This window comes from Rhodanobacter sp. C01, assembly GCF_002001045.1.
Taxonomy (GTDB): domain Bacteria; phylum Pseudomonadota; class Gammaproteobacteria; order Xanthomonadales; family Rhodanobacteraceae; genus Rhodanobacter.
Genome location: NZ_MUNR01000004.1, coordinates 95360 through 113997, shown reverse-complemented (window position 1 = coordinate 113997; position 18638 = coordinate 95360). Strand labels below are relative to the sequence as shown.

13 protein-coding genes are annotated in these 18638 nt (G+C 65.7%); 6 read left to right on the top strand and 7 right to left on the bottom strand.

All coding sequences use genetic code 11. The features are described from left to right. Positions 1–7: 7 nt before the first annotated feature. The 3 genes from B0E50_RS00975 to B0E50_RS00965 form a co-directional block, all read right to left on the bottom strand. Positions 8–1447: a sulfotransferase gene (locus tag B0E50_RS00975; RefSeq protein WP_168170766.1), complete on the bottom strand. Its 1440-nt coding sequence runs from the start codon at positions 1445–1447 to the stop codon at positions 8–10. Positions 1448–1547: 100 nt separating this feature from the next. Then, entirely contained in the window at positions 1548–3188 is a 1641-nt protein-coding gene (locus B0E50_RS00970) for a sulfotransferase family protein (protein WP_254427132.1), read from the bottom strand. Further along, complete coding sequence (locus B0E50_RS00965) at positions 3185–4768, bottom strand: sulfotransferase (RefSeq protein ID WP_077439204.1); 1584 nt, start codon at positions 4766–4768, stop codon at positions 3185–3187. The genes B0E50_RS00970 and B0E50_RS00965 overlap by 4 nt, the downstream gene beginning before the upstream one ends. Before the next feature lie 187 nt (positions 4769–4955). On the opposite strand from B0E50_RS00965, the gene B0E50_RS00960 reads away from it, so the two are divergent. After that, complete coding sequence (locus B0E50_RS00960; protein WP_077439203.1) at positions 4956–6278, top strand: aspartyl/asparaginyl beta-hydroxylase domain-containing protein; 1323 nt, start codon at positions 4956–4958, stop codon at positions 6276–6278. A 93-nt stretch (positions 6279–6371) separates the two neighbouring features. On the opposite strand, the gene grxD is transcribed toward B0E50_RS00960, so the two are convergent. From grxD to B0E50_RS00940, 4 genes are all read right to left on the bottom strand, one after another. After that, positions 6372–7295 (bottom strand): Grx4 family monothiol glutaredoxin, encoded by a 924-nt coding sequence (gene grxD, locus B0E50_RS00955; RefSeq protein WP_077439202.1) that lies wholly within the window; start codon positions 7293–7295, stop codon positions 6372–6374. Between the two features lie 77 nt (positions 7296–7372). Continuing rightward, entirely contained in the window at positions 7373–8230 is an 858-nt protein-coding gene (locus B0E50_RS00950) for a UDP-2,3-diacylglucosamine diphosphatase (protein ID WP_077439201.1), read from the bottom strand. A 96-nt stretch (positions 8231–8326) separates the two neighbouring features. Further along, positions 8327–8947 carry an SGNH/GDSL hydrolase family protein gene (locus B0E50_RS00945; protein WP_077439298.1) on the bottom strand — a complete coding sequence of 207 codons (621 nt, stop codon included), beginning with the start codon at positions 8945–8947 and terminating at the stop codon, positions 8327–8329. A gap of 22 nt (positions 8948–8969) precedes the next feature. Beyond that, on the bottom strand, positions 8970–10211 hold the full coding sequence (locus B0E50_RS00940; protein WP_077439297.1) for an aminotransferase class I/II-fold pyridoxal phosphate-dependent enzyme: 1242 nt from the start codon (positions 10209–10211) through the stop codon (positions 8970–8972). Positions 10212–10376: 165 nt separating this feature from the next. Between B0E50_RS00940 and rsgA the strand changes: the two genes are divergently transcribed. The 5 genes from rsgA to aceE all read left to right on the top strand — a co-directional run bounded on the left by rsgA (position 10377) and on the right by aceE (position 18577). Then, on the top strand, positions 10377–11432 hold the full coding sequence (gene rsgA / locus B0E50_RS00935) for a ribosome small subunit-dependent GTPase A (RefSeq protein WP_077439200.1): 1056 nt from the start codon (positions 10377–10379) through the stop codon (positions 11430–11432). 92 nt (positions 11433–11524) lie between these two features. Next, on the top strand, positions 11525–12013 hold the full coding sequence (locus B0E50_RS00930) for a hypothetical protein (RefSeq protein WP_077439199.1): 489 nt from the start codon (positions 11525–11527) through the stop codon (positions 12011–12013). Next, positions 12010–13299 (top strand): flavohemoglobin expression-modulating QEGLA motif protein, encoded by a 1290-nt coding sequence (locus B0E50_RS00925; protein WP_077439198.1) that lies wholly within the window; start codon positions 12010–12012, stop codon positions 13297–13299. Before B0E50_RS00930 ends, B0E50_RS00925 begins: the two co-directional genes overlap by 4 nt. 117 nt (positions 13300–13416) lie before the next feature. Further along, positions 13417–15708 (top strand): NADP-dependent malic enzyme, encoded by a 2292-nt coding sequence (locus B0E50_RS00920; protein ID WP_077439197.1) that lies wholly within the window; start codon positions 13417–13419, stop codon positions 15706–15708. A gap of 175 nt (positions 15709–15883) precedes the next feature. Further along, positions 15884–18577, top strand: a complete 2694-nt coding sequence (aceE, locus tag B0E50_RS00915) for a pyruvate dehydrogenase (acetyl-transferring), homodimeric type (protein ID WP_077439196.1) — start codon at positions 15884–15886, stop codon at positions 18575–18577. Positions 18578–18638 lie beyond the last annotated feature (61 nt).

Genomic DNA, 18638 nt, shown 5'->3' with positions numbered 1-18638 from the left:
GCCCGGTTCAGAACCGGGCCAGCTCCGGCACGTAGGGAAGATAGGTTTTCCAGCGCCCCACCGACGTGCCGTAGATCGGCTGGCGTGCCTGCCATACGCTGGCCGAGCTGATCGCGGCAGTCGCCGTAGTCGCGGAAGGCGTTGTCTTTGCGGCGGAGGCAGGCAGACCGATGAAATCCCGCAGCGCGCCGAGCGCTGCTACGGGATCGGCGACCATGGCTTCGTAGTTGAGGCCGTGCACCGGCACGCGCAGACGCTGCTGCCAATGCTGCATCAGCCGGTCATGGCTGCGGATGAAATCGGCGATGTCGTCGAGGTCGCTGGCGAAGCCATACTGCGGATGCGCGAAGCTCTGCGACCAGATCGACAACGCGGTATCGCGCGGGTCGCGCCGGCAATGGATGATCCGGGCCTGCGGGAACAGTGCTGCGATCAGGTCGAGGTAGCGGAAGTTGTTCGGGTTCTTGTCGATGTACCAGCGTACGCGGGGATCGTCCTGGACGGCGTGCACCCGATAGAGCTCGGCCGCCTGACGCAGGGCGCCGGCATCGCGCAGGAGATTGCCCGACTGCAGCCGTTCGACGATGAAGTCGAGCATCGGTAGTTCGCCGCGGTCGCGCAGGTCCGGATGCCCGGCAAGTCGCGTCGCCGCCAGGGTGGTGCCGCTGCGCGGCAGGCCGACGATGAAGATAGGTACGAAATCGGGCGCCGGCGGCAACGGTGTTTCAAACGTGCGTGCACGCAGTCGGGCCTCCAGCCAGTACCCCCATGCCTCGCGCGACCATGGCTGCGCCTGTTTTGAAAGCCGGTTGGCCGTATGCAAGGTTTGCGCCGCATCGGCATAGTCGCCGATATCGTCATAGGCCTTGGCGAGACCGAAGCCGGTTACCGCGCGCGCGTGCAAGGAGGCGGCAGAGTTTTCAAACTGCGTGATGAAACGCGCGAAGTCGGGATCGGTCCGGTCGGTATAGCGCCGGGTGGCGGCAAGCGCGCCGAGCACGAAGTTCGTATCTAGGTCGACACCGGCCTCCAGCGCCTCGATGTAGTGTGCGCGCGCGCGATCGAATTCACCGAGCTCCCGTGCGAGATTGCCTGCCAGCACATGAAGCTCGGCGCTGACCTTGCCGCTGGCGAGAGCCTCCTCGCACAGGGTGGCGGCCAGTCGCTGGCGCTGGCACTGCTGGATGAACCGGGCACTGTGCACGGTGGTCGCCGCCTCCAGACCCGAATGGCGGCACAGGTCGGCCATCAGCTGGCTGGCGGCATTGAGCTTGCCCTGGCTCTGAAACAACTTGGCGAGTAGCGGCACGGCTTCGGGATGCATCGGGTGATGGGCCAGGATGTCATCCAGCAACGCGTGGGCAGGGCCCACCTGGCCTTGCTGCCAGAGCGTCTGCGCACTGCGAAAGCGCTCGGCCATGTCGGGGTGCGGAAGGGTTGGCGTCACTTCGGGGAATGCCGGGTCTTGGTCATGGGAAAGGTGTCGCCGTTGTAGCATGCTTCGACGCTTGAATTGCATGCTGGCGGGCATGAAGTGCTGCGGTCAATCATTTGTCCGGGAAGCGCAGCAGTTCCGGGACATGGGGCGCGTAGGAACGCCAGCGTGCCACGGAGTGCGCATGGATCGGCTGGCGTGCCTGCCATGCGCTGGCGGTACTGATCGCATGGTCAGGGCTCGGGGTGGCGAGCAGGTCGTGTCCGGGCAATCCAAGCCAGCGTGCCAGTCCGTCCAGGCAGGAACCGGGGTCGGCGATGAGTTCCTCGTAAAGCACGGTATGGATCGACGCGGCATGACGCGCAAGCGCATGTGCATGCATGCGCTCGCAGCCCTGGATGAGCGCGGCGATATCGCCGAAGTCGTAGGCATAGTCGTGCGCGGGGTCGTGGAACGACTGCGACCACAGCGACAATGCGGTATCGCGCGGGTTGCGTCGGCAGTGGATGATGCGCGCGTTCGGCCACAGCGCGAGGATCAGGTCGATGTGCAGCAGGTTCAGCGGTTGCTTGTCGATGAACCAGTGCGCGTCGGAGTCGTCCTGGCGCAGCTGCGCTGCATAGGTGCTTGCGGCTTGTTCAAATGCGGCCGGTTCCCTGGCGCCAGCCTGTTCCAGCCGTCGAGCCACTGTCGCCAGCCAGCCCAGCTCGCCGCGATTGCAGACCAGCGGATGGCGTGCGAGCAATTCGGCCAGCAAGGTGGTGCCGGAGCGCGGCACGCCGACAATGAACAGCGGCGTCCACTCGTCCGGGGCGGTCAGCCGGAATGGAAGTGGCCTGGCTGCCAGGCGTGCCTCGACGAGGCGCCGCCAGCGCTTGCGCGACCAGGTCGAGTGCGCATGGGCAAGCGCATTGGCCTGGCGCAGATAGTCCGCCGCCTGCGCATGGTCGGCGATGTCGTCGTGGGCCTTGCCCAGGGCGAACAGCGTCGTGATACGTGCCTTCTCGCCTAGGCCCGGTTGCTGCAGCACGTCGCGGAACAGCTCGAAGTCCGGATGGCTGTCGTCCTCGTAGCGCTGCAGGCTCGACAGGCCGATCGGAATATTCCATTCCACCGCTTGCTGGCTGTGCGTGAGCGCGAAGGCATAGCGCTCGCGCACGCGTTCGAATTGACCGAGCTGGATGCCCAGCATGCCGGCATAGGCATGGATTCGCGGATCGCTGGTGCCTGCGGCGATCTCGGCCTCGCAGATGGCTGCGGCATCCGCTGTCCGCTGCATGTCGTCGAGCATCTCCACCGCCCGGATGACCGTATCGACATCCTGTCGCGCGCGTGCGAACAGGCTGCGCATGACAACAGCCGCGGTGTGCGTGCGACCTTGCTGACTCAGCAGGCTCGTTAGCAGAAAGGTGGCCGCAGCGTGCGCCGGCTGTCGCACAAGCAGCTCATGCAGCATGGTTTCAGCTTCAGCCGATTCACCGCGTTGCTGCAGGATGCCGGCCAGTGCGAAACGCAGATCGATTGAGCCTGGATGCGTGATGAGCGCAGCAGACAGCACGGCATGTGCCGCTTCAGTGTCGCTGCGCAGTACCAGTGCGCGTGCACAGGCCAGCCACTCCAATTCAGGCACACCGGCGAGAGCCTCCAGCAGCTCGCGCCGGGCGGCTTGCATGCGCCCCTGCGCGCGCTGCCGTTCGTAGGCAACGAGATGGCGCTCACTTGCATCGGGTGTCGGTGCGGAAGTGATGGTCATGGGGTACTGTCACGCTGCCATGGTGGCAGCTCAAGCGCCGCCCGCAACGGATCGAGCAGGGCGCCGTAGCGCGGTGCGCGCCTGGTGTCGTGGAGCGGCTGACGCACCTGGGTGGCGCTGGGCGAACGCACCTCGCGCCGGTTTTCATTGAAGCTCAGACAGGTCGGCTCGAACGGCAGGCCGCAGAAATCCAGCAATCGACGGATGTTGGCTTCCGGATCGGCCAGCAGTTGCTCGTACTCATGCTCGAACACCTGCGACGGATGCAGCGCATGCCAGTGGCGGATGCTGCGGTCGAAGTCGCGCCAGAAGGCGGCTACGTCATCGAAGGTGCGTGTGTACTCGCTTCCGGCCAGATGCTGGCGGTAGCAGGAAAAACAGGTTTCCAGCGGGTCGCGCCGGCAGGCGATGATGCGTGCACCTGGCAACATGGCGCGGATCGCGCCGATGTACATCCAGTTGTTCGGCAGCTTGTCGGTGAACACGGGGCGTTGCCGACGCCAGTGCCGGGTACGCTCCATATAGCGCTGCCCCAGGCGCGCCCAGTCGGCCGGCTGCATTGCGCGCACCCATTGCGGGAACGGTGCGCCGCGGCGGCGCGACTCCTCGGCCAGTACCAGCGGCAGGTCGGGCAGTTCGCCGGCGCCTTCGGCCGATGAATGCGACGCGAGGATCTGCTCGACCAGGGTCGAACCGGATCGTGGCAGGCTGACAATGAAGATGACCTCCTTGCCGAGTGGCTCCGTGGCAGCCGCGGGCGGTGGCGTGAAGGCTTGCCGGATTGCCGTGATCCCTGCGGAAAAGGCGTCTGCGTTCCACTGCTGGCGATGCCTGGCAATGGCATTGGCCTGGGCCAGCGTGGTGAGCGAATCGGCATGGTAGTCGCCATCGTCCAGGGCCTTGGCCAGCGCGAAACCCGTCGCGATGCGGTCGTCTTCGCTGGCACGTGGCTGTTGCAATGCGGCCTGCATGTGGGCGATGTCGTCACCGCTGAAGCGTACGGTCCGCAGGTCGGCGAGGCCCCACCATGCGATGCCGGTCCAGGGCCGTTCCGCGAGCACCTTGCGGTATTCCGCTTCTGCTTCCCCGGTATGGCCGCGGGTGCGCAGCATGTCGCCCAGCAGCGCGCGTGCGCCCACGTGATCCGGCGCCAGCGCAACCGCATGCCGCAAGGCACTCGCTGCTTCGTCATTGCGCACAGAGCGGGTCAGCATCACGCCAAGGTTGTACCAAGCGATGGCCAGGTCGGGTTGAAGCTCGCAGCCATGGCGCAACGCGGCGATCGCCGCATCATAGTCGCCGGCACTCCCGAGCAGGGTGCCCAGGGTGTTGTGGTACAGCGCATCCTGCGGGCGTTGCGCCAATGCCAGACGCATCGTGCTGATGGCCTGCTGGGGCCGCCCACGCAGGCTGTGGATACCGGCCTGCATGCGCAGGACTTCGGGGTGCTGCGGATCCGTCGTGACGGCGTCGGCGAGGCGGCGCTCGGCTTCGTCCACCCGGCCTGTCTCAAGCGCTTCGCCGGCGACCATGATGTTCACGCGGGCGGTGGGGCTCAGTCCCTGTAGGCGAGGAATCATGGCTGCTTTTTTTGACCTCAGGCGGGCAGTGGCGACCCGGCGTCCATGCAACGGGCGCAAGCCGTATTTCGAAACAAGGCATTCCCGGCGCGGCAGGGGAATGCGTCACCGCGTATTATGCCGGTTAGTTCAGTTCGTCGCGGCGCCGTATTCAAGGTCCGCGACCCATCCGGTAGTGAATCAGGCAATGAAGAACGAGTCAGATCAGCGCGTCGCGGACCATCGTGAGCAAGCCCGCTCGGGGCTGAGTCGAGGAGATGTGGGGCTGGCAGAGCGATCCTATGCGCAGCTGCTCGAAACCCACCCCGATGATCTCGAGGCGCTGCGGCAACTGGCCAATATCCGGCTTGCCAGTGGCGCGGTGGACCAGGCCATCGAGCTGCTCGTCAGCGCAGACCATGCACATCCCTCGGATGCAATCACATTGCACCAGCTGGGCGTGGCACGGATGACCGGCGGCGATTTCCCCGGAGCGGTTGCCGACTTGCGTCGTGGACTCAAGCTTGCGCCAAACATGTTCGTGGCACGTTTGCGCCTGGGCATGTTGCTGGATCAACTGGGTGAGACCCACGAAGCCCTGGTGGCCTCTTTCATGGCGATCAACGAGGCCCAATCGCGGGGGCGCTGGCTAAGCGACGAGACGACCGCGCCGGAATACCGGGTGGCCGTGAAACAGGCCATGCAGTATGTCGATGCCGGGCGTCGCCGTCTGTTCGACAATGTGCTGGAGCCTCTGCGGCAGCGCTATGGCAAGTCGGAACTTGCCAGGGTGGAGCAATGCCTTGCCATCTACCTCGGCGAGCGGGACGCTGCATTGCCCGATCCGCGACAGAAGCCCAAGTTCCTGTATTTCCCGGGTGTACCGAGCCAGCCGTACTATCCACGCGAGCGCTTTCCGTGGATGGCGGAACTCGAAGCCAGCACCGCGATGATCCGTGAGGAACTGCGTACGGTGCTGGCGCAGCCGCGGGACCTGGAGTCATTCCTGCAGACGGATTCGCCGCAGGATGCGGCCGACCTGCTGCGCTCCTCCGGTACCGAGGCCGCTGCCTGGGATGCCTATTTCTTCCATCGTCACGGTGAACGCTATGACGAGCATGCGGCCCGCTGTCCGCAGACTGCCGCGCTGCTTGATGCGTTGCCGCTGGCGCACGTCCGCGAGCATTCGCCGGAAACGCTGTTTTCGGTACTGCGACCCGGGACGCATATCCTGCCACATCGCGGTGTCACCAATACCCGACTGGTCACGCACCTGCCGTTGATCGTGCCGCCCGAGTGCGCGTTGCGCGTGGGTGGCGAGACCCATGCCTGGCAGGAAGGCCGCTGCGTCACCTTCGATGACACGTTTGAACACGAAGCCTGGAACAACAGCAACGAAACCCGGGTGGTGCTGATTCTGGACACCTGGAATCCCGACCTCGGCGAGGCCGAACGGGCGGCGGTCGCCGATCTGGTCGGCGCGATCGGTGACTTCAATCGGGAGTGCGAGCTGTTCACACCCAAGGCGTGAAGCCCCGGGTGTGATGATCGAATGCAGTACAGCCTGTCACCATCAGAAAGAGCGTCCTCACCGGGCGCTCTTCTTTTAGCTCTGGTGCCCTGATCAGTAGCGCGGCACGCGCGAATCCACTTCACGCGCCCACGCGTCCATGCCACCTTCCACGTTGTGTACGTCGCTGAAGCCGTGGGCGGCGAAGCGTTCGGCCATGCCGCGGCTGGAGATGCCGTGGTGGCAGATGAAGGCGAGTGCAGTGTCCTTCGGCAGGGCGGCGAGGCTTTCGAAGCCTTCGTCTTCCAGCACCCGCGCCTGCGCAAGCGGGGCGGCCTGGGCGCGGCCGGCGGCGGGGCGTACGTCGATCAGGACGATGTCGTTGGCAGCCAGCCGAGCCTTGAGCTGCTGCACGCTGAGCGACTTGATCTCCTGCGCGCCGGGGAATTTCAGGCTGAGACCTTCGCCCTGCACGGTGGATACCCAATCGATCACGATGCCCTTGGCGCGCTGCGCGCTGGCCGGATCGAAGTGCACGTCGAGGCCGTTGGCGTGGGCGACGATGTCGTGCTCGGCGCCCGGGGCAAGCTGGAAGCCGGCACTGTGATCGGGGCCGATTTCCAGATGCAGCGCCAGTCCTTCGGCGTTCGCCGTGCCCTGGCGGATGGCCTCGGCGGCCGCGTCGGTGATGGTGATCTGCGGCGGCGTCCGATCCGGCGCCGAGACGCCGAACAGGGTGTGCAACTCGCCGCTGCCATACATCTGGCGGATGATGTCGGCGCCACCAACCAGCTCACCTTCCACGTACAGCTGTGGAATCGTCGGCCAGTCGCCGTAGGCCTTGATGCCCTCGCGGATTTCCGGATCCTCCAGCACGTTGACCGTGTGGTAATCCGGCAGCAGCTCGTTCAGCGTGTTGGTGGCGGCTGCGGAGAAGCCGCACATCGGCTGCTGGCGGTTGCCCTTCATGAACAGCACCACGCGGTGGTCCTTGAGCAGGGTTTCGATACGTTCGCGGGTGGTGCTGTCGAGGGACATGGGAGGCTCCGGCAAAGAAGACAATGATACGCCGCCCGATATGCGGTGATCCCGCTGGCCTTCAAGGTGCGTGCGGTTCAGGCTGCCCGATGCAATTCGCCCAGATCACGGCGGTGGACGCCCAGCGGCGCCAGCGCCAGTGCGGCGCCCGGTGAGGGCCACACCAGTTCGCGGCTGGCACGACCCAGCGCGGCGGGCTGTTCGCTCCAGTGGATCAGTTCCATCGCGCCGGTGTGATCCTCGATCAGCGCGGTGCAGTGTTCCACCCAGTCGCCGTCGTTCAGATAGAGCACGCCGCCCAGCTCGCGCACGTGGCCAAAGTGGATATGCCCGCAGATATGTCCGTCGAAACCGCGCTCGCGGGCGTCGCTGGCGACGCGCTCCTCGTAGGCGCGGATATACGCCAAGGCCTTGCCGATGTGCGATTTGACGATGATCGACAGTGGCAGATAGGGCAGCTCAAGCCGCTGCCGCATGGCATGCAGGCGGCGGTTGCTCCAGCAGATGAGGCGATGCATGGCCTCGCCGACGTGTTGCATCCAGCCGCGACCGATCTGTTCGGGGTCGAACTCGTCGCCGTGGCTGACCCGGTAGCGGCGCCCGTCGATGCCGACATGCACGGCGTCCAGTTCGATCTGCACGCCACCCAGGATCTGGCCATGCAGGCCGCGCAGCGGTGCATCGTGGTTGCCGGGGATGTAGATGACCTCGACGCCGCGTTGCGCAAGGTCGAGCACCTCGGCGATCACCGCGCTGTGCTCCGCCGGCCACCAGGCGCGTCGGGCCAATGCCTCCATGTCGATGATGTCGCCGACCAGATAGAGCTTTTCGCATCGAAGCTTGCGTAGGAAGTCGAGCAGGTAACCGGACTTGCAGTCAGGCGTGCCCAGATGCACGTCGGAGATGAAGGCGCTGCGGCAGCGGAGGGTGGTCATGGCGCGTACTCCCGGTGGATGCCGGGGCTGCAGTTTGCAGGCGCAAGGTCACCGAGGGATGGCGAACAGGTTGCAGGACGGTTGCCGTGGAGCGGGTCAGTGTGACGGCTGCAGCGCCGTCCGCACCACGGGCAGGATCGCATCGACCCATAACGCATATTGCGCGGCCGAGGGATGCAGGCCGTCGTCGGCGACGAGCAGGGGGGATTGGCGCGAGATGCCGGTGATGTCCACGAAATGCGCGCCGATGCGCGCGACCTCGTCGCGGGCAATCGCGTTGTAGCTGTCCAGTTCGCTGGCGATGCGAGCGCTGTCGCGGTCCTGCTCGCGCGCGAAACGGGTAACTCCCCAGTCCGGGATCGATACGACGACGACACGCGCGGCGCGGTGGCCGGCGAGGGCGATGGCGCGTGCCAGCAGGCTGGCGAACTGCTGGCGGTACTCGTCTGCCGCCCGGCCGCGATACTGGTTGTTGACGCCGATCTGCAGGGTGACCAGATCGTAGGGCGGGGCAAGCGTCGCTTCGTCCATGCCTTGCGCCAGCTCGTCCGTGGTCCAGCCGGTGACGGCGATGATCTGCGGGTCGTCGATCACCACCCCGGCCTGGCGCAGGCGCTGCACCAGCACGGCTGGCCAGCGCCGGTCGGCGGCCACGGCTTCGCCGATGGTGTAGGAATCACCCAGGGCGAGGTAATGCGGTGTGTGGGCGGCAGGCATCATGCGCTTCGCCAGGGGTGGCTCACGCCACCGCGGCGTGCGGGGACTGCTCCCGCGCCATCCGCGACAGCACCCGCTCGATCCGCACGAACACCTCGCGCAATTGCGCATGTGGCGGCAGCAGGGTCAGGCGGAAGTGACGGCTGTGCGGCACGTTGAAGCTGGTACCGGGAACCACCAGCACCGATTCCTCCTCCAGCAAGCGCAAGGCGAACGTTTCGTCGTCGAAGGTTGCAAAGCGGTCGGCACGCACCTGCGGAAACGCATACAAGGCACCTGCCGGTGCGACCAGTTCCAGATACTCGCTGGCGGCGACGGACTGCACCACTACGCGGCGGGCCTCGTGCAGGCGGCCGCCGGAGCGGGTCAGCGTGCCGATCGTCGGCGCGTCCTGCAGCGCCGGCAGCACTGCCCATTGCGCGGTGACGTTGGCGCACAGCCGCAATGCGGCAAGCAGTTGCAACGCATCGCGGTAGGCCGTGCTGCGTGCCGGATCGCCGGACAGGCTCATCCAGCCGACCCGGTAGCCGCAGGCGCGATGCACCTTGGACAGGCCGCCGAAGCTGAGGCAGGGCAGCTCGCCGGCAACCTTGGCCAATGGCTGGAAACTCGCGCCGTCATAGAGGATCTCGTCGTAGATCTCGTCGGCGAGCAGCAGCAGGCGGTGTCGCGCCGCGATCGCCACGAGGCGTTCAAGCAGCGCGCGCGGATATACCGCGCCGGTCGGATTGTTCGGATTGATCAACACCAGTGCACGGGTGCGTGGGGTGACCAGCGCCTCGATCTCGTCGGGATCCGGCAGGTGGTCGTGACTGGCAAGACAGTGATAGTAGCGTGGCTGGCCGCCGTTGAGGATCGTCGCGGCGCTCCACAGCGGATAGTCCGGGCTCGGCAGCAGCACTTCGTCGCCGGGTTGCAGCAAGGCGCGCAGGCTGAGGTCGATCAGCTCGCTGACGCCGTTCCCGATGAAGATGCGTTCCGGCTCGACGCCCTTGGCGCCGCGTGCGCGCTGCTGCGCCGCGATTGCTTCGCGGGCGGCTTCCAGCCCCTGTTCGTGGCCGTAGGCCTCGCTCTCATGCAGATGGCTGGCAATCGCTTCGCGCAGATGGGCGGGTGCCTCGAAACCGTAGCGGCCGGGATTGCCGATGTTGAGCTTGATGATGTCGAGGCCGGCAGCCTCCAGTTCGCGAGCGCGCCTGGTCAGGGCGCCACGGATTTCATAGCGCACGTCCGCCAGGTGCGCACTGGGTGTGATCGAGGCCAACGCCGGCATCCTTCAGTAGTCTGGGACCGGCATCAGCACCGGCAGACCGATGCTAGCAGCGTGATGCAGTGCAGCGCGAGCGTCATCCGTGGCAAATCCCGGTTCATCGGCGGGCCATGCGCGGGCAGGGCATAATCGCCGGACCGTGCCCACCGATTCCCCCGAATGAGTGATGCCGAAACGATCGAACGCCTGCGGCGCATCGGCTGGCGTGGTGAGGTGCTGCCGGCCGCCGGCCTGCGGCTGGCGCGGGTCGTGGCCCAGCATCGTGCCGGCTACGAGCTGCATGACGGCGAGACCCTGTTCGGGGCGCAGCCCGACGGGCGTTTCCTCAAGCGCGGCATCGACCCCGCCGAGCGACCGGTGGTCGGCGATTTCGTCGAAGTGGAGAGCGGTACGCCACCGCATATCGTCAGCGTGGCACCGCGCCGCACGGTGTTGTCGCGCGCGGCGGCCGGCGAACGCTACGAGCGTCAGCTGATCGCCACGAATATCGACTACGTACTGGTACTGACCGGGCTGGACGGAGACTTCAACCCGGCACGGATCGAGCGATATCTGTCGCTGACCGAGGATTCCGGTGCACAGCCCGTGGTGCTGCTGAGCAAGCTCGACACGCGCGAGGACGCGGCCGCGCAGATCGAGGCGCTGCGCGTGCGGCTGCCCGTCGGCACACCGATCCACCCACTGAATGGCAAGGATCCAGCCAGCGTGGCCGAGCTGGCGCCATACCTGCAGCCGGGCGACAGTGCCGTGCTGGTCGGTTCGTCCGGTGCCGGCAAATCCACCCTGACCAATACCCTGCTCGGCACCGCACGCATGGCCACCGCCGAGGTGCGCAGCCATGACAGCCGGGGTCGCCACACCACCACCCATCGTGCGCTGCTGCAGCTGCCCAGCGGCGGCTGCCTGATCGACACGCCCGGCATGCGCGAGCTCAAGCTCACCGGCGAGGAAAACCTCGACCTGTTTGCGGATATCGAGGCACTGGCCGAGGGGTGCCGCTTCGCCGACTGTGGTCATGGCAGCGAACCGGGCTGCGCGGTGCAGGTGGCGCTGGATACCGGCGAGCTGGCACCGGACCGCTGGCGAAACTACCTCAAGCTGCACGATGAGCGCGAGGAACAGGCGGCGACGCTGGAAGCACGCCTGCGCCGGCAGCGCGGCGGCCGGCCCATCGAGCGTCCACACGGTCACCGCGGGCAGCGCGAACGGGATTGATTGCTGCTTGGGAGGATCAGTGGCTCCCGGGCCTGTGCACGGCGCGCTGCAAAGCATCTAGTATCGCGGCATCGTTGCTCGGGGATGCAGGCATGCGTCGGTTGTCATCGTCGCTTACGTTTTTCTACAAGCGGGTCTTTCCGGTGCTGTGGATCGGCTTTGTGCTGACCGTCTTCGGCCTGCAGTTCTGGGCGGCGACCCATGCCGCTACGGACGAACACTCGCCACCCTTCTTTCCGCTGGTGCTGATGCCGCTGTTCATGGTCGGCGTCATGCTCGTGCTTTATCGCACCCTGCTGCATGACCTGCTGGACGAAGTCTGGCTGGACGGCGACTGGCTGGTGGTGAAAAACCGTGGCGAGAAAATCCGAGTGGCGCTGGGCGACGTGATGAACGTCAACGCCACCACGATGACCAACCCGCGCCGCGTCACCGTGATGCTGCGCACCGACTCGCGTTTCGGCCGCAACCTCACCTTCATTCCGGCCAGTCCGCGCAGTTTCCTGGCGGCGTTCAGGCCCGACCCGATCGCCATCGAGCTGATCCAGCGCGTGGACGCCCTGCGCGGGGCTGCGCGATGAGCACGCCAGCCAGCACTGTTGCGCCCGAACTGCAGCGTTACGCCGTGCTCGACCAGCGCCTGCTGGCGGCGGTGAAGGGTATTCGCATCCTGCCGACGGTGGCATGGCCAGCCTCGCTGGAGGACCGCATGATTGCGGCCTATGGCCAAGGCCGGTTCGCGTTGCCCGATGTGACCTACGCGCGACCCGATCTTGGCGTCGCGCGCGCCGAGCTGGAGGCGATCGAGCGTGAAGCCGGCGACGGTGGTCCGTCGGGCACCGATCCGATCGGTGACTACCTGCGTCGTACTGCCGAATCGTGGCGTGTCGCGGCCGAGATGCTGGAGGCCGTGGGCACTTCGGGCATCACGGCGCCATCGATTGCGCTGTACGGCAAGCCGGGCGATCTGATTCCCGGCAGCCAGCGCAGCAATCTCGATGCTGCACGTTACTTCGTCGAGCTGTCCGACGAACTGGGTGCCGATCTGCTGGCGGACGACAGCAGCGTGGAGATGCCGGCCGACCAACTGCGCAACGAGCTGGCGACCACACTCGATGCATTTTTCGGTGCCGGCCTGATCAAGGTCGAGGTCGATCCCGAACTCACTGCCAAGGCGGCCGCCGGCGCCACCCGCATCCGTCTGCGTGGCGGTACCAGCTTCAGCGAGTACGACCGTCACCAGCTGCTTGCCCACGAGGCCTTCGTGCACTCGCTGACCGCATTGAACGGTCGCCAGCAACCGCTGCTGGCCTCGCTGGCGCGTACCTCTCCACGGGTCACCGCGACGCAGGAGGGGCTCGCGGTATTCGCCGAACTGATGTCCGGGGCGATCGACATTGCCCGGCTCAAGCGCATCAGCCTGCGCATCCTGGCGATCGACATGGCGCTGAACGGCGCCGATTTCGTCGAGGTCTACAAGTATTTCAGCGCTTGCGGGCAGAACGTGGCGGACAGTTTCCACTCCGCCCAGCGGGTATTCCGCGGCGTGCCGCCAAGCGGCGGCGCGGTCTTTGCCAAGGACAACGTCTACCTGTCCGGCCTGCTCACCGTGCACACGTTTTTCCGCTGGGCGTTCAGGCAGCAACGGATGGACCTGTTGCGCCACCTGTTTGCCGGCAAGCTGACCCTGCACGACGTGATCGCATTGCAGCCGCATTTCGAATCCGGGGCGATCGTGCCGCCGCGCTGGCTGCCGCCATGGATGCAGCATGTGCACGGACTGGCCGGCAAGCTGGCTTTCTCGGTCTTCATCAACGGCATCCACATGAACCGTGTGGATGCCGATGAACTGTCGCTGGGCCTGTAAACGTGCCGCGGCCGTAACCCAGCAACACCGGTGGTGCGGTCCGGCGCAGTCGGGGCCGGTGCTAACATGCCGGTTGCGCCCGCCGTGGCCATCCCTCCCCCCATTTCCAGCGATCCCATGGAAACCCCAGAAGACCTTCGCCTAGCTGCGCTCGAATACCACCGCCACTCCCGCCCCGGCAAGATCAAGGTCACCGCGACCAAGCCGATGGTGACCCAGCGCGATCTCGCCCTGGCCTATTCGCCGGGTGTGGCCTATGCCTGCGAGGCGATCGTCGCGGATCCCAACGCGGCCAGCGAGATGACTGCGCGCGGCAACCTGGTGGGGGTGATCACCAACGGCACGGCGGTGCTGGGCTTGGGCGACATCGGTCCGTTGGCCGGCAAGCCGGTGATGGAAGGCAAGGGCGTGCTGTTCCAGAAATTCGCCGGCATCGACGTGTTCGACATCGAGTTGAACGAGCGCGATCCGGACAAGCTGGTCGACATCATCGCGGCGATGGAGCCGACCTTCGGCGGCATCAATCTCGAAGACATCAAGGCGCCGGAGTGCTTCATCGTCGAGCGCAAGCTGCGCGAGCGGATGAAGATCCCGGTATTCCACGATGACCAGCATGGCACCGCGATCATCGTCGGTGCCGCTGTGGTCAATGCGCTGGAAGTGGTAGGCAAGAAGATCGAGGACGTGAAGCTGGCCACGGCCGGCGCTGGCGCCGCCGGCATTGCCTGCCTCGACATGCTGGTGGCGCTGGGGCTGAAGCCGGAACACATCCTCGCCTACGATCGCGAGGGCGTGCTTTATACCGGCCGCGACCAGATGGATCCGGACAAGCAGCGTTACGCGCGCGACACCACCAAGCGCACGCTGGCCGAGATCGTCGAGGGCACCGACATCTTCCTCGGCCTGTCCGCCGGCGGCGTACTGAAGCCGGAGATGGTCGCCACGATGGCGGCCAGGCCGATCATCCTCGCGCTGGCCAATCCGAATCCTGAGATCTCGCCCGAGGACGCGCAAAAGGTGCGCCCGGACTGCATCATCGCCACCGGCCGTTCGGACTATCCGAACCAGGTCAACAACGCGCTGTGCTTCCCCTACATCTTCCGTGGCGCGCTGGATGTAGGTGCGACCGGCATCAACGAGGCGATGAAGACCGCTTGCGTGCGCGCCATCGCCGAGTTGGCGCGGATGGAGGCCGATGATCTGGCCAGTGCCTACGGCGGCGATGTGCCGACCTTCGGTGCCGATTACCTGATTCCGCGTCCCTTCGATCCGCGCCTGCTGGTGATGCTGGCACCGGCAGTGGCGCAGGCCGCGATGGATTCCGGCGTGGCCACGCGTCCGATCACCGACATGGAGGCGTACAAGGAGAAACTCGGTCAGTTCATCTATCGCACCGGTCTGCTGATGAAGCCGGTGTACGAGCGTGCCCGTGCCGACCGCAAGCGCGTGGTCTACGCCGAGGGTGAGGAAGAAACCGTGTTGCGCGCGGTGCAGACGGTGATCGACGAGAAGCTGGCGTTCCCGATCCTGATCGGCCGTCCGGATGTGATCGAGACGCGCATCCAGCGGCTTGGCCTGCGCATGCGTGCCGGCGTCGACTTCGAGCTGACCAATATCGACAACGACCCGCGCTTCAACGAGTACTGGCAGCAGTACCACGCGCTGACCGAGCGTCGCGGCGTGTCGCCGGCAGCGGCGAAGAACCTGCTGCGTTCGCGGCCCACGCTGATCTCGGCGCTGATGGTCGAGCGCGGCGAGGCGGATGGAATGATCTGCGGTCTGGTCGGCCGTTTCCACAAGAAACTCGGCTACCTGCGCAGCGTGTTCGGTCTCGATCCGGGCGTGCAGTGCACCTCGGCGATGACCGGCGTGATCAACGACAAGGGTGCCTGGTTCTTCCTCGACACCCATGTGCAGGTCGATCCCAGCGCCGAGCAGATCGCCGAGGCCACATTGCAGGCCAGCTATCGCCTGAAGCTGTTCGGCATCGAGCCGAAGGTGGCCCTGCTGTCGCACTCCAACTACGGCAGCCATGACAACCCCAGTGCAGCGAAGATGCGCCAGGTGTGGCAGATCCTGAAGTCGCGCATGCCGAAGCTGGAGATGGACGGTGAAATGCAGGCCGATACTGCGTGGGACGAGGCGCTGCGTCAGCGCATGTTCCCCAGCACCACGCTGAGCGGTCGCGCCAATCTGTACGTGCTGCCGAATCTCGATGCGGCCAACATCACCTATAACATGGTGCGGGTGATGACCGATGGCGTGGCGATCGGGCCGATCCTGATGGGTCTGGACAAGCCGGCGCACATCCTCACGCCGGCTTCGACGGCGCGCCGGGTGGTCAACATGACCGCGATCGTCGCGGTGGACGCGCAGATTCGCGCCATGCAGGGCGAGCGCCGCAGCTGACAGGCATCGCCGGGCTCTCGCGAGGAGTCCGGCATGCCTTCCGTGCGCCTGCGAATGGGCATCCATTTGGCGCTCATGAGCCACGACGGCTAAACTCAGGTGTTGCCCTGCCGCTTCCCCGACGGTGGGAGTCCCCTCAAGCTTGGCGCCGCAACGGCGCCGCGGAGAATCTTCAATGGATCAGCTCGACGATATCCTCAACCAGGACATCGACCCCACCGAAACCCGCGAGTGGGTCGATTCGCTCGATGCGGTGATCCAGCACGATGGCACCGAACGCGCGCACTTCCTGCTGGAACGGATGGTGGATACCACACGTCGCTCCGGCGGCTACTTGCCGTTCGACCCGACCACCGAATACGTCAACACCATCGCGCCCGGCAATGAGGCGAAGATGTCCGGCGATGCCGCCATGGAATGGCGCATCCGCACGCTGATCCGCTGGAACGCGATGGCGATGGTGGTGCGTGCGAATCGCAAGCCGGGCGAACTGGGTGGTCATATCGCCAGCTTCGCTTCGAGCGCGACGCTGTACGACGTCGGCTTCAACCATTTCTGGCGCGCGCCGAGTGCCGACCACCCGGGCGACCTGGTGTTCCATCAGGGCCACTCCAGCCCGGGTATCTATGCGCGCTCGTTCCTCGAAGGTCGTCTGGCCGAGGATCAGCTCGACCTGTTCCGCATGGAAGTGGTCGGCAAGGGGCGCGCGCTGTCGTCGTATCCACATCCGTGGTTGATGCCGGACTACTGGCAGGTGCCGACGGTGTCGATGGGTCTGGGCCCGATCCAGGCGATCTACCAGGCGCAGTTCTTCAAGTATCTGGAACACCGCGGCCTGGTGCCAAAGAGCGACCGCAAGATCTGGTGCTTCCTCGGCGACGGCGAGACCGACGAGCCGGAGTCGCTCGGTGCGATCTCGCTGGCCGGTCGCGAAGGCCTGGACAACCTGATCTTCGTGATCAACTGCAACCTGCAGCGTCTCGACGGCCCGGTGCGCGGCAACGGCAAGATCATCCAGGAGCTGGAAGGCGTGTTCCGTGGCGCCGGCTGGAACGCGCTGAAGCTGGTCTGGGGCAGCTACTGGGATCCACTCCTGGCGCGCGACACCAAGGGCGTGCTGCGCAAGCTGATGATGGAAACCGTCGACGGCGAATACCAGGCGTGCAAGGCGTTCGGCGGCGCGTATACGCGCGAGCATTTCTTCGGCAAGTATCCGGAGACGCGCGAGATGGTCGCCAACTTGAGCGACGACGACATCTGGCGGCTGAACCGCGGCGGCCATGATCCGCACAAGGTCTATGCGGCATACCACGCGGCGACGAATACCAAGGGCATGCCGACGGTGATCCTCGCCAAGACGGTGAAGGGTTACGGCATGGGCGCGGCCGGCGAGTCGCAGAACCCGACCCACCAGCAGAAGAAGCTGGACGAGGAGGCGGTGCGCCACTTCCGCGACCGTTTCCAGATCCCGATCAGCGACGACAAGCTCAAGGACGTGCCGTACTACCATCCGGGCAAGGACTCGCCGGAAGTGCAGTACATGCTGGATCGTCGCAAGGCGCTCGGCGGCTTCCTGCCGCAGCGCCGGCGCACGGCCGAGGCGAAGCTGAAGGCGCCGGAGCTGGCTGCGTTCGAGCAGATCACCAAGGGCACCGGCGAGCGCGAGATCTCCACCACGATGGCGCTGGTGCGTGGCATCAACCTGCTGCTGCGCGACAAGCAGCTGGGCGAGCGCGTCGTGCCGATCGTCGCCGACGAGGCGCGCACGTTCGGCATGGAAGGCATGTTCCGCCAGATCGGCATCTATGCGCCGTTCGGCCAGAAGTACAAGCCGCAGGATTCCGACCAGCTGCTGTACTACCGCGAAGACCAGAAGGGCCAGGTGCTGCAGCAGGGCATCAGCGAGGCCGGCGGCATGGCCTCGTGGATGGCCGCGGCGACCAGCTATTCGATCAGCAACCAGGCGATGCTGCCGTTCTTCATCTACTACTCGATGTTCGGCTTCCAGCGCATCGGCGACTTGTGCTGGGCGGCCGGCGACATGCGTTCGCGCGGCTTCCTGATCGGCGGCACCGCCGGTCGCACCACGCTCAATGGCGAGGGTCTGCAGCACGAGGACGGTCATTCGCACCTGATGTCCGGCGCGATCCCGAACGTGAAGTCGTATGACCCGACGTTCTCGTACGAGGTCGCGGTGGTCCTGCAGGACGGCACGCGCCGGATGATGCAGGAGCAGGAGGACATCTACTACTACATCACCGTGATGAACGAGAACTACAGCCATCCCGACCTGCCCGTGGGCAGCGAAGAAGGCATCATCAAGGGCATGTATCTGTTCAAGGACGGTGGCAAGCCGAAGAAGGGCGAGCCGCGCGTGCAACTGCTCGGCTCGGGCACCATCCTGCGCGAGGTGATTGCAGCGGCCGAACTGCTGGAGAAGGACTTCGGCGTGAAGTCCGACATCTGGTCGTGCCCCAGTTTCATCGAACTGCGCCGCGATGGCTTCGATGCCGAGCGCTGGAATCGTCTGCACCCGGAAGCCGAGCAGCGCGTGCCGTATGTCACCGGCCTGCTCGACGGTCGTCAGGGTCCGGCGATCGCCGCCACCGACTACGTGCGTGAATTCGCCGACCAGATCCGCGCGTTCATGCCCGATGGCATGCGTTACACCGTGCTCGGCACCGATGGCTTCGGCCGGTCGGACACGCGTGCGCATCTGCGCGAGTTCTTCGAGGTCGATCGTTACTGGATCGCGCATGCCGCACTGGCTGCACTGGCGAAGGACGGCAAGGTCAACGCCAAGGACGTCAGTCGCGCGATCAAGGAATACAAGCTCGATCAGGACAAGCCCAATCCGCTGACCGTGTGAGCTTTCTGAAGACCCGCTGACCGGCGGGTTTTCTTTGTCCGGCAGGGTGGTTTTTTGCCTG

Excerpts from the sequence above, each read along its gene's own strand:
- B0E50_RS00970 (WP_254427132.1), bottom strand. The coding sequence starts at position 3,188 with ATGACCATCACTTCCGCACCGACACCCGATGCAAGTGAGCGCCATCTC.
- B0E50_RS00965 (WP_077439204.1), bottom strand. The coding sequence starts at position 4,768 with ATGATTCCTCGCCTACAGGGACTGAGCCCCACCGCCCGCGTGAACATC.
- B0E50_RS00960 (WP_077439203.1), top strand. The coding sequence starts at position 4,956 with ATGAAGAACGAGTCAGATCAGCGCGTCGCGGACCATCGTGAGCAAGCC.
- grxD (WP_077439202.1), bottom strand. The coding sequence starts at position 7,295 with ATGTCCCTCGACAGCACCACCCGCGAACGTATCGAAACCCTGCTCAAG.
- B0E50_RS00950 (WP_077439201.1), bottom strand. The coding sequence starts at position 8,230 with ATGACCACCCTCCGCTGCCGCAGCGCCTTCATCTCCGACGTGCATCTG.
- B0E50_RS00945 (WP_077439298.1), bottom strand. The coding sequence starts at position 8,947 with ATGCCTGCCGCCCACACACCGCATTACCTCGCCCTGGGTGATTCCTAC.
- rsgA (WP_077439200.1), top strand. The coding sequence starts at position 10,377 with ATGAGTGATGCCGAAACGATCGAACGCCTGCGGCGCATCGGCTGGCGT.
- B0E50_RS00930 (WP_077439199.1), top strand. The coding sequence starts at position 11,525 with ATGCGTCGGTTGTCATCGTCGCTTACGTTTTTCTACAAGCGGGTCTTT.
- B0E50_RS00925 (WP_077439198.1), top strand. The coding sequence starts at position 12,010 with ATGAGCACGCCAGCCAGCACTGTTGCGCCCGAACTGCAGCGTTACGCC.
- B0E50_RS00920 (WP_077439197.1), top strand. The coding sequence starts at position 13,417 with ATGGAAACCCCAGAAGACCTTCGCCTAGCTGCGCTCGAATACCACCGC.
- aceE (WP_077439196.1), top strand. The coding sequence starts at position 15,884 with ATGGATCAGCTCGACGATATCCTCAACCAGGACATCGACCCCACCGAA.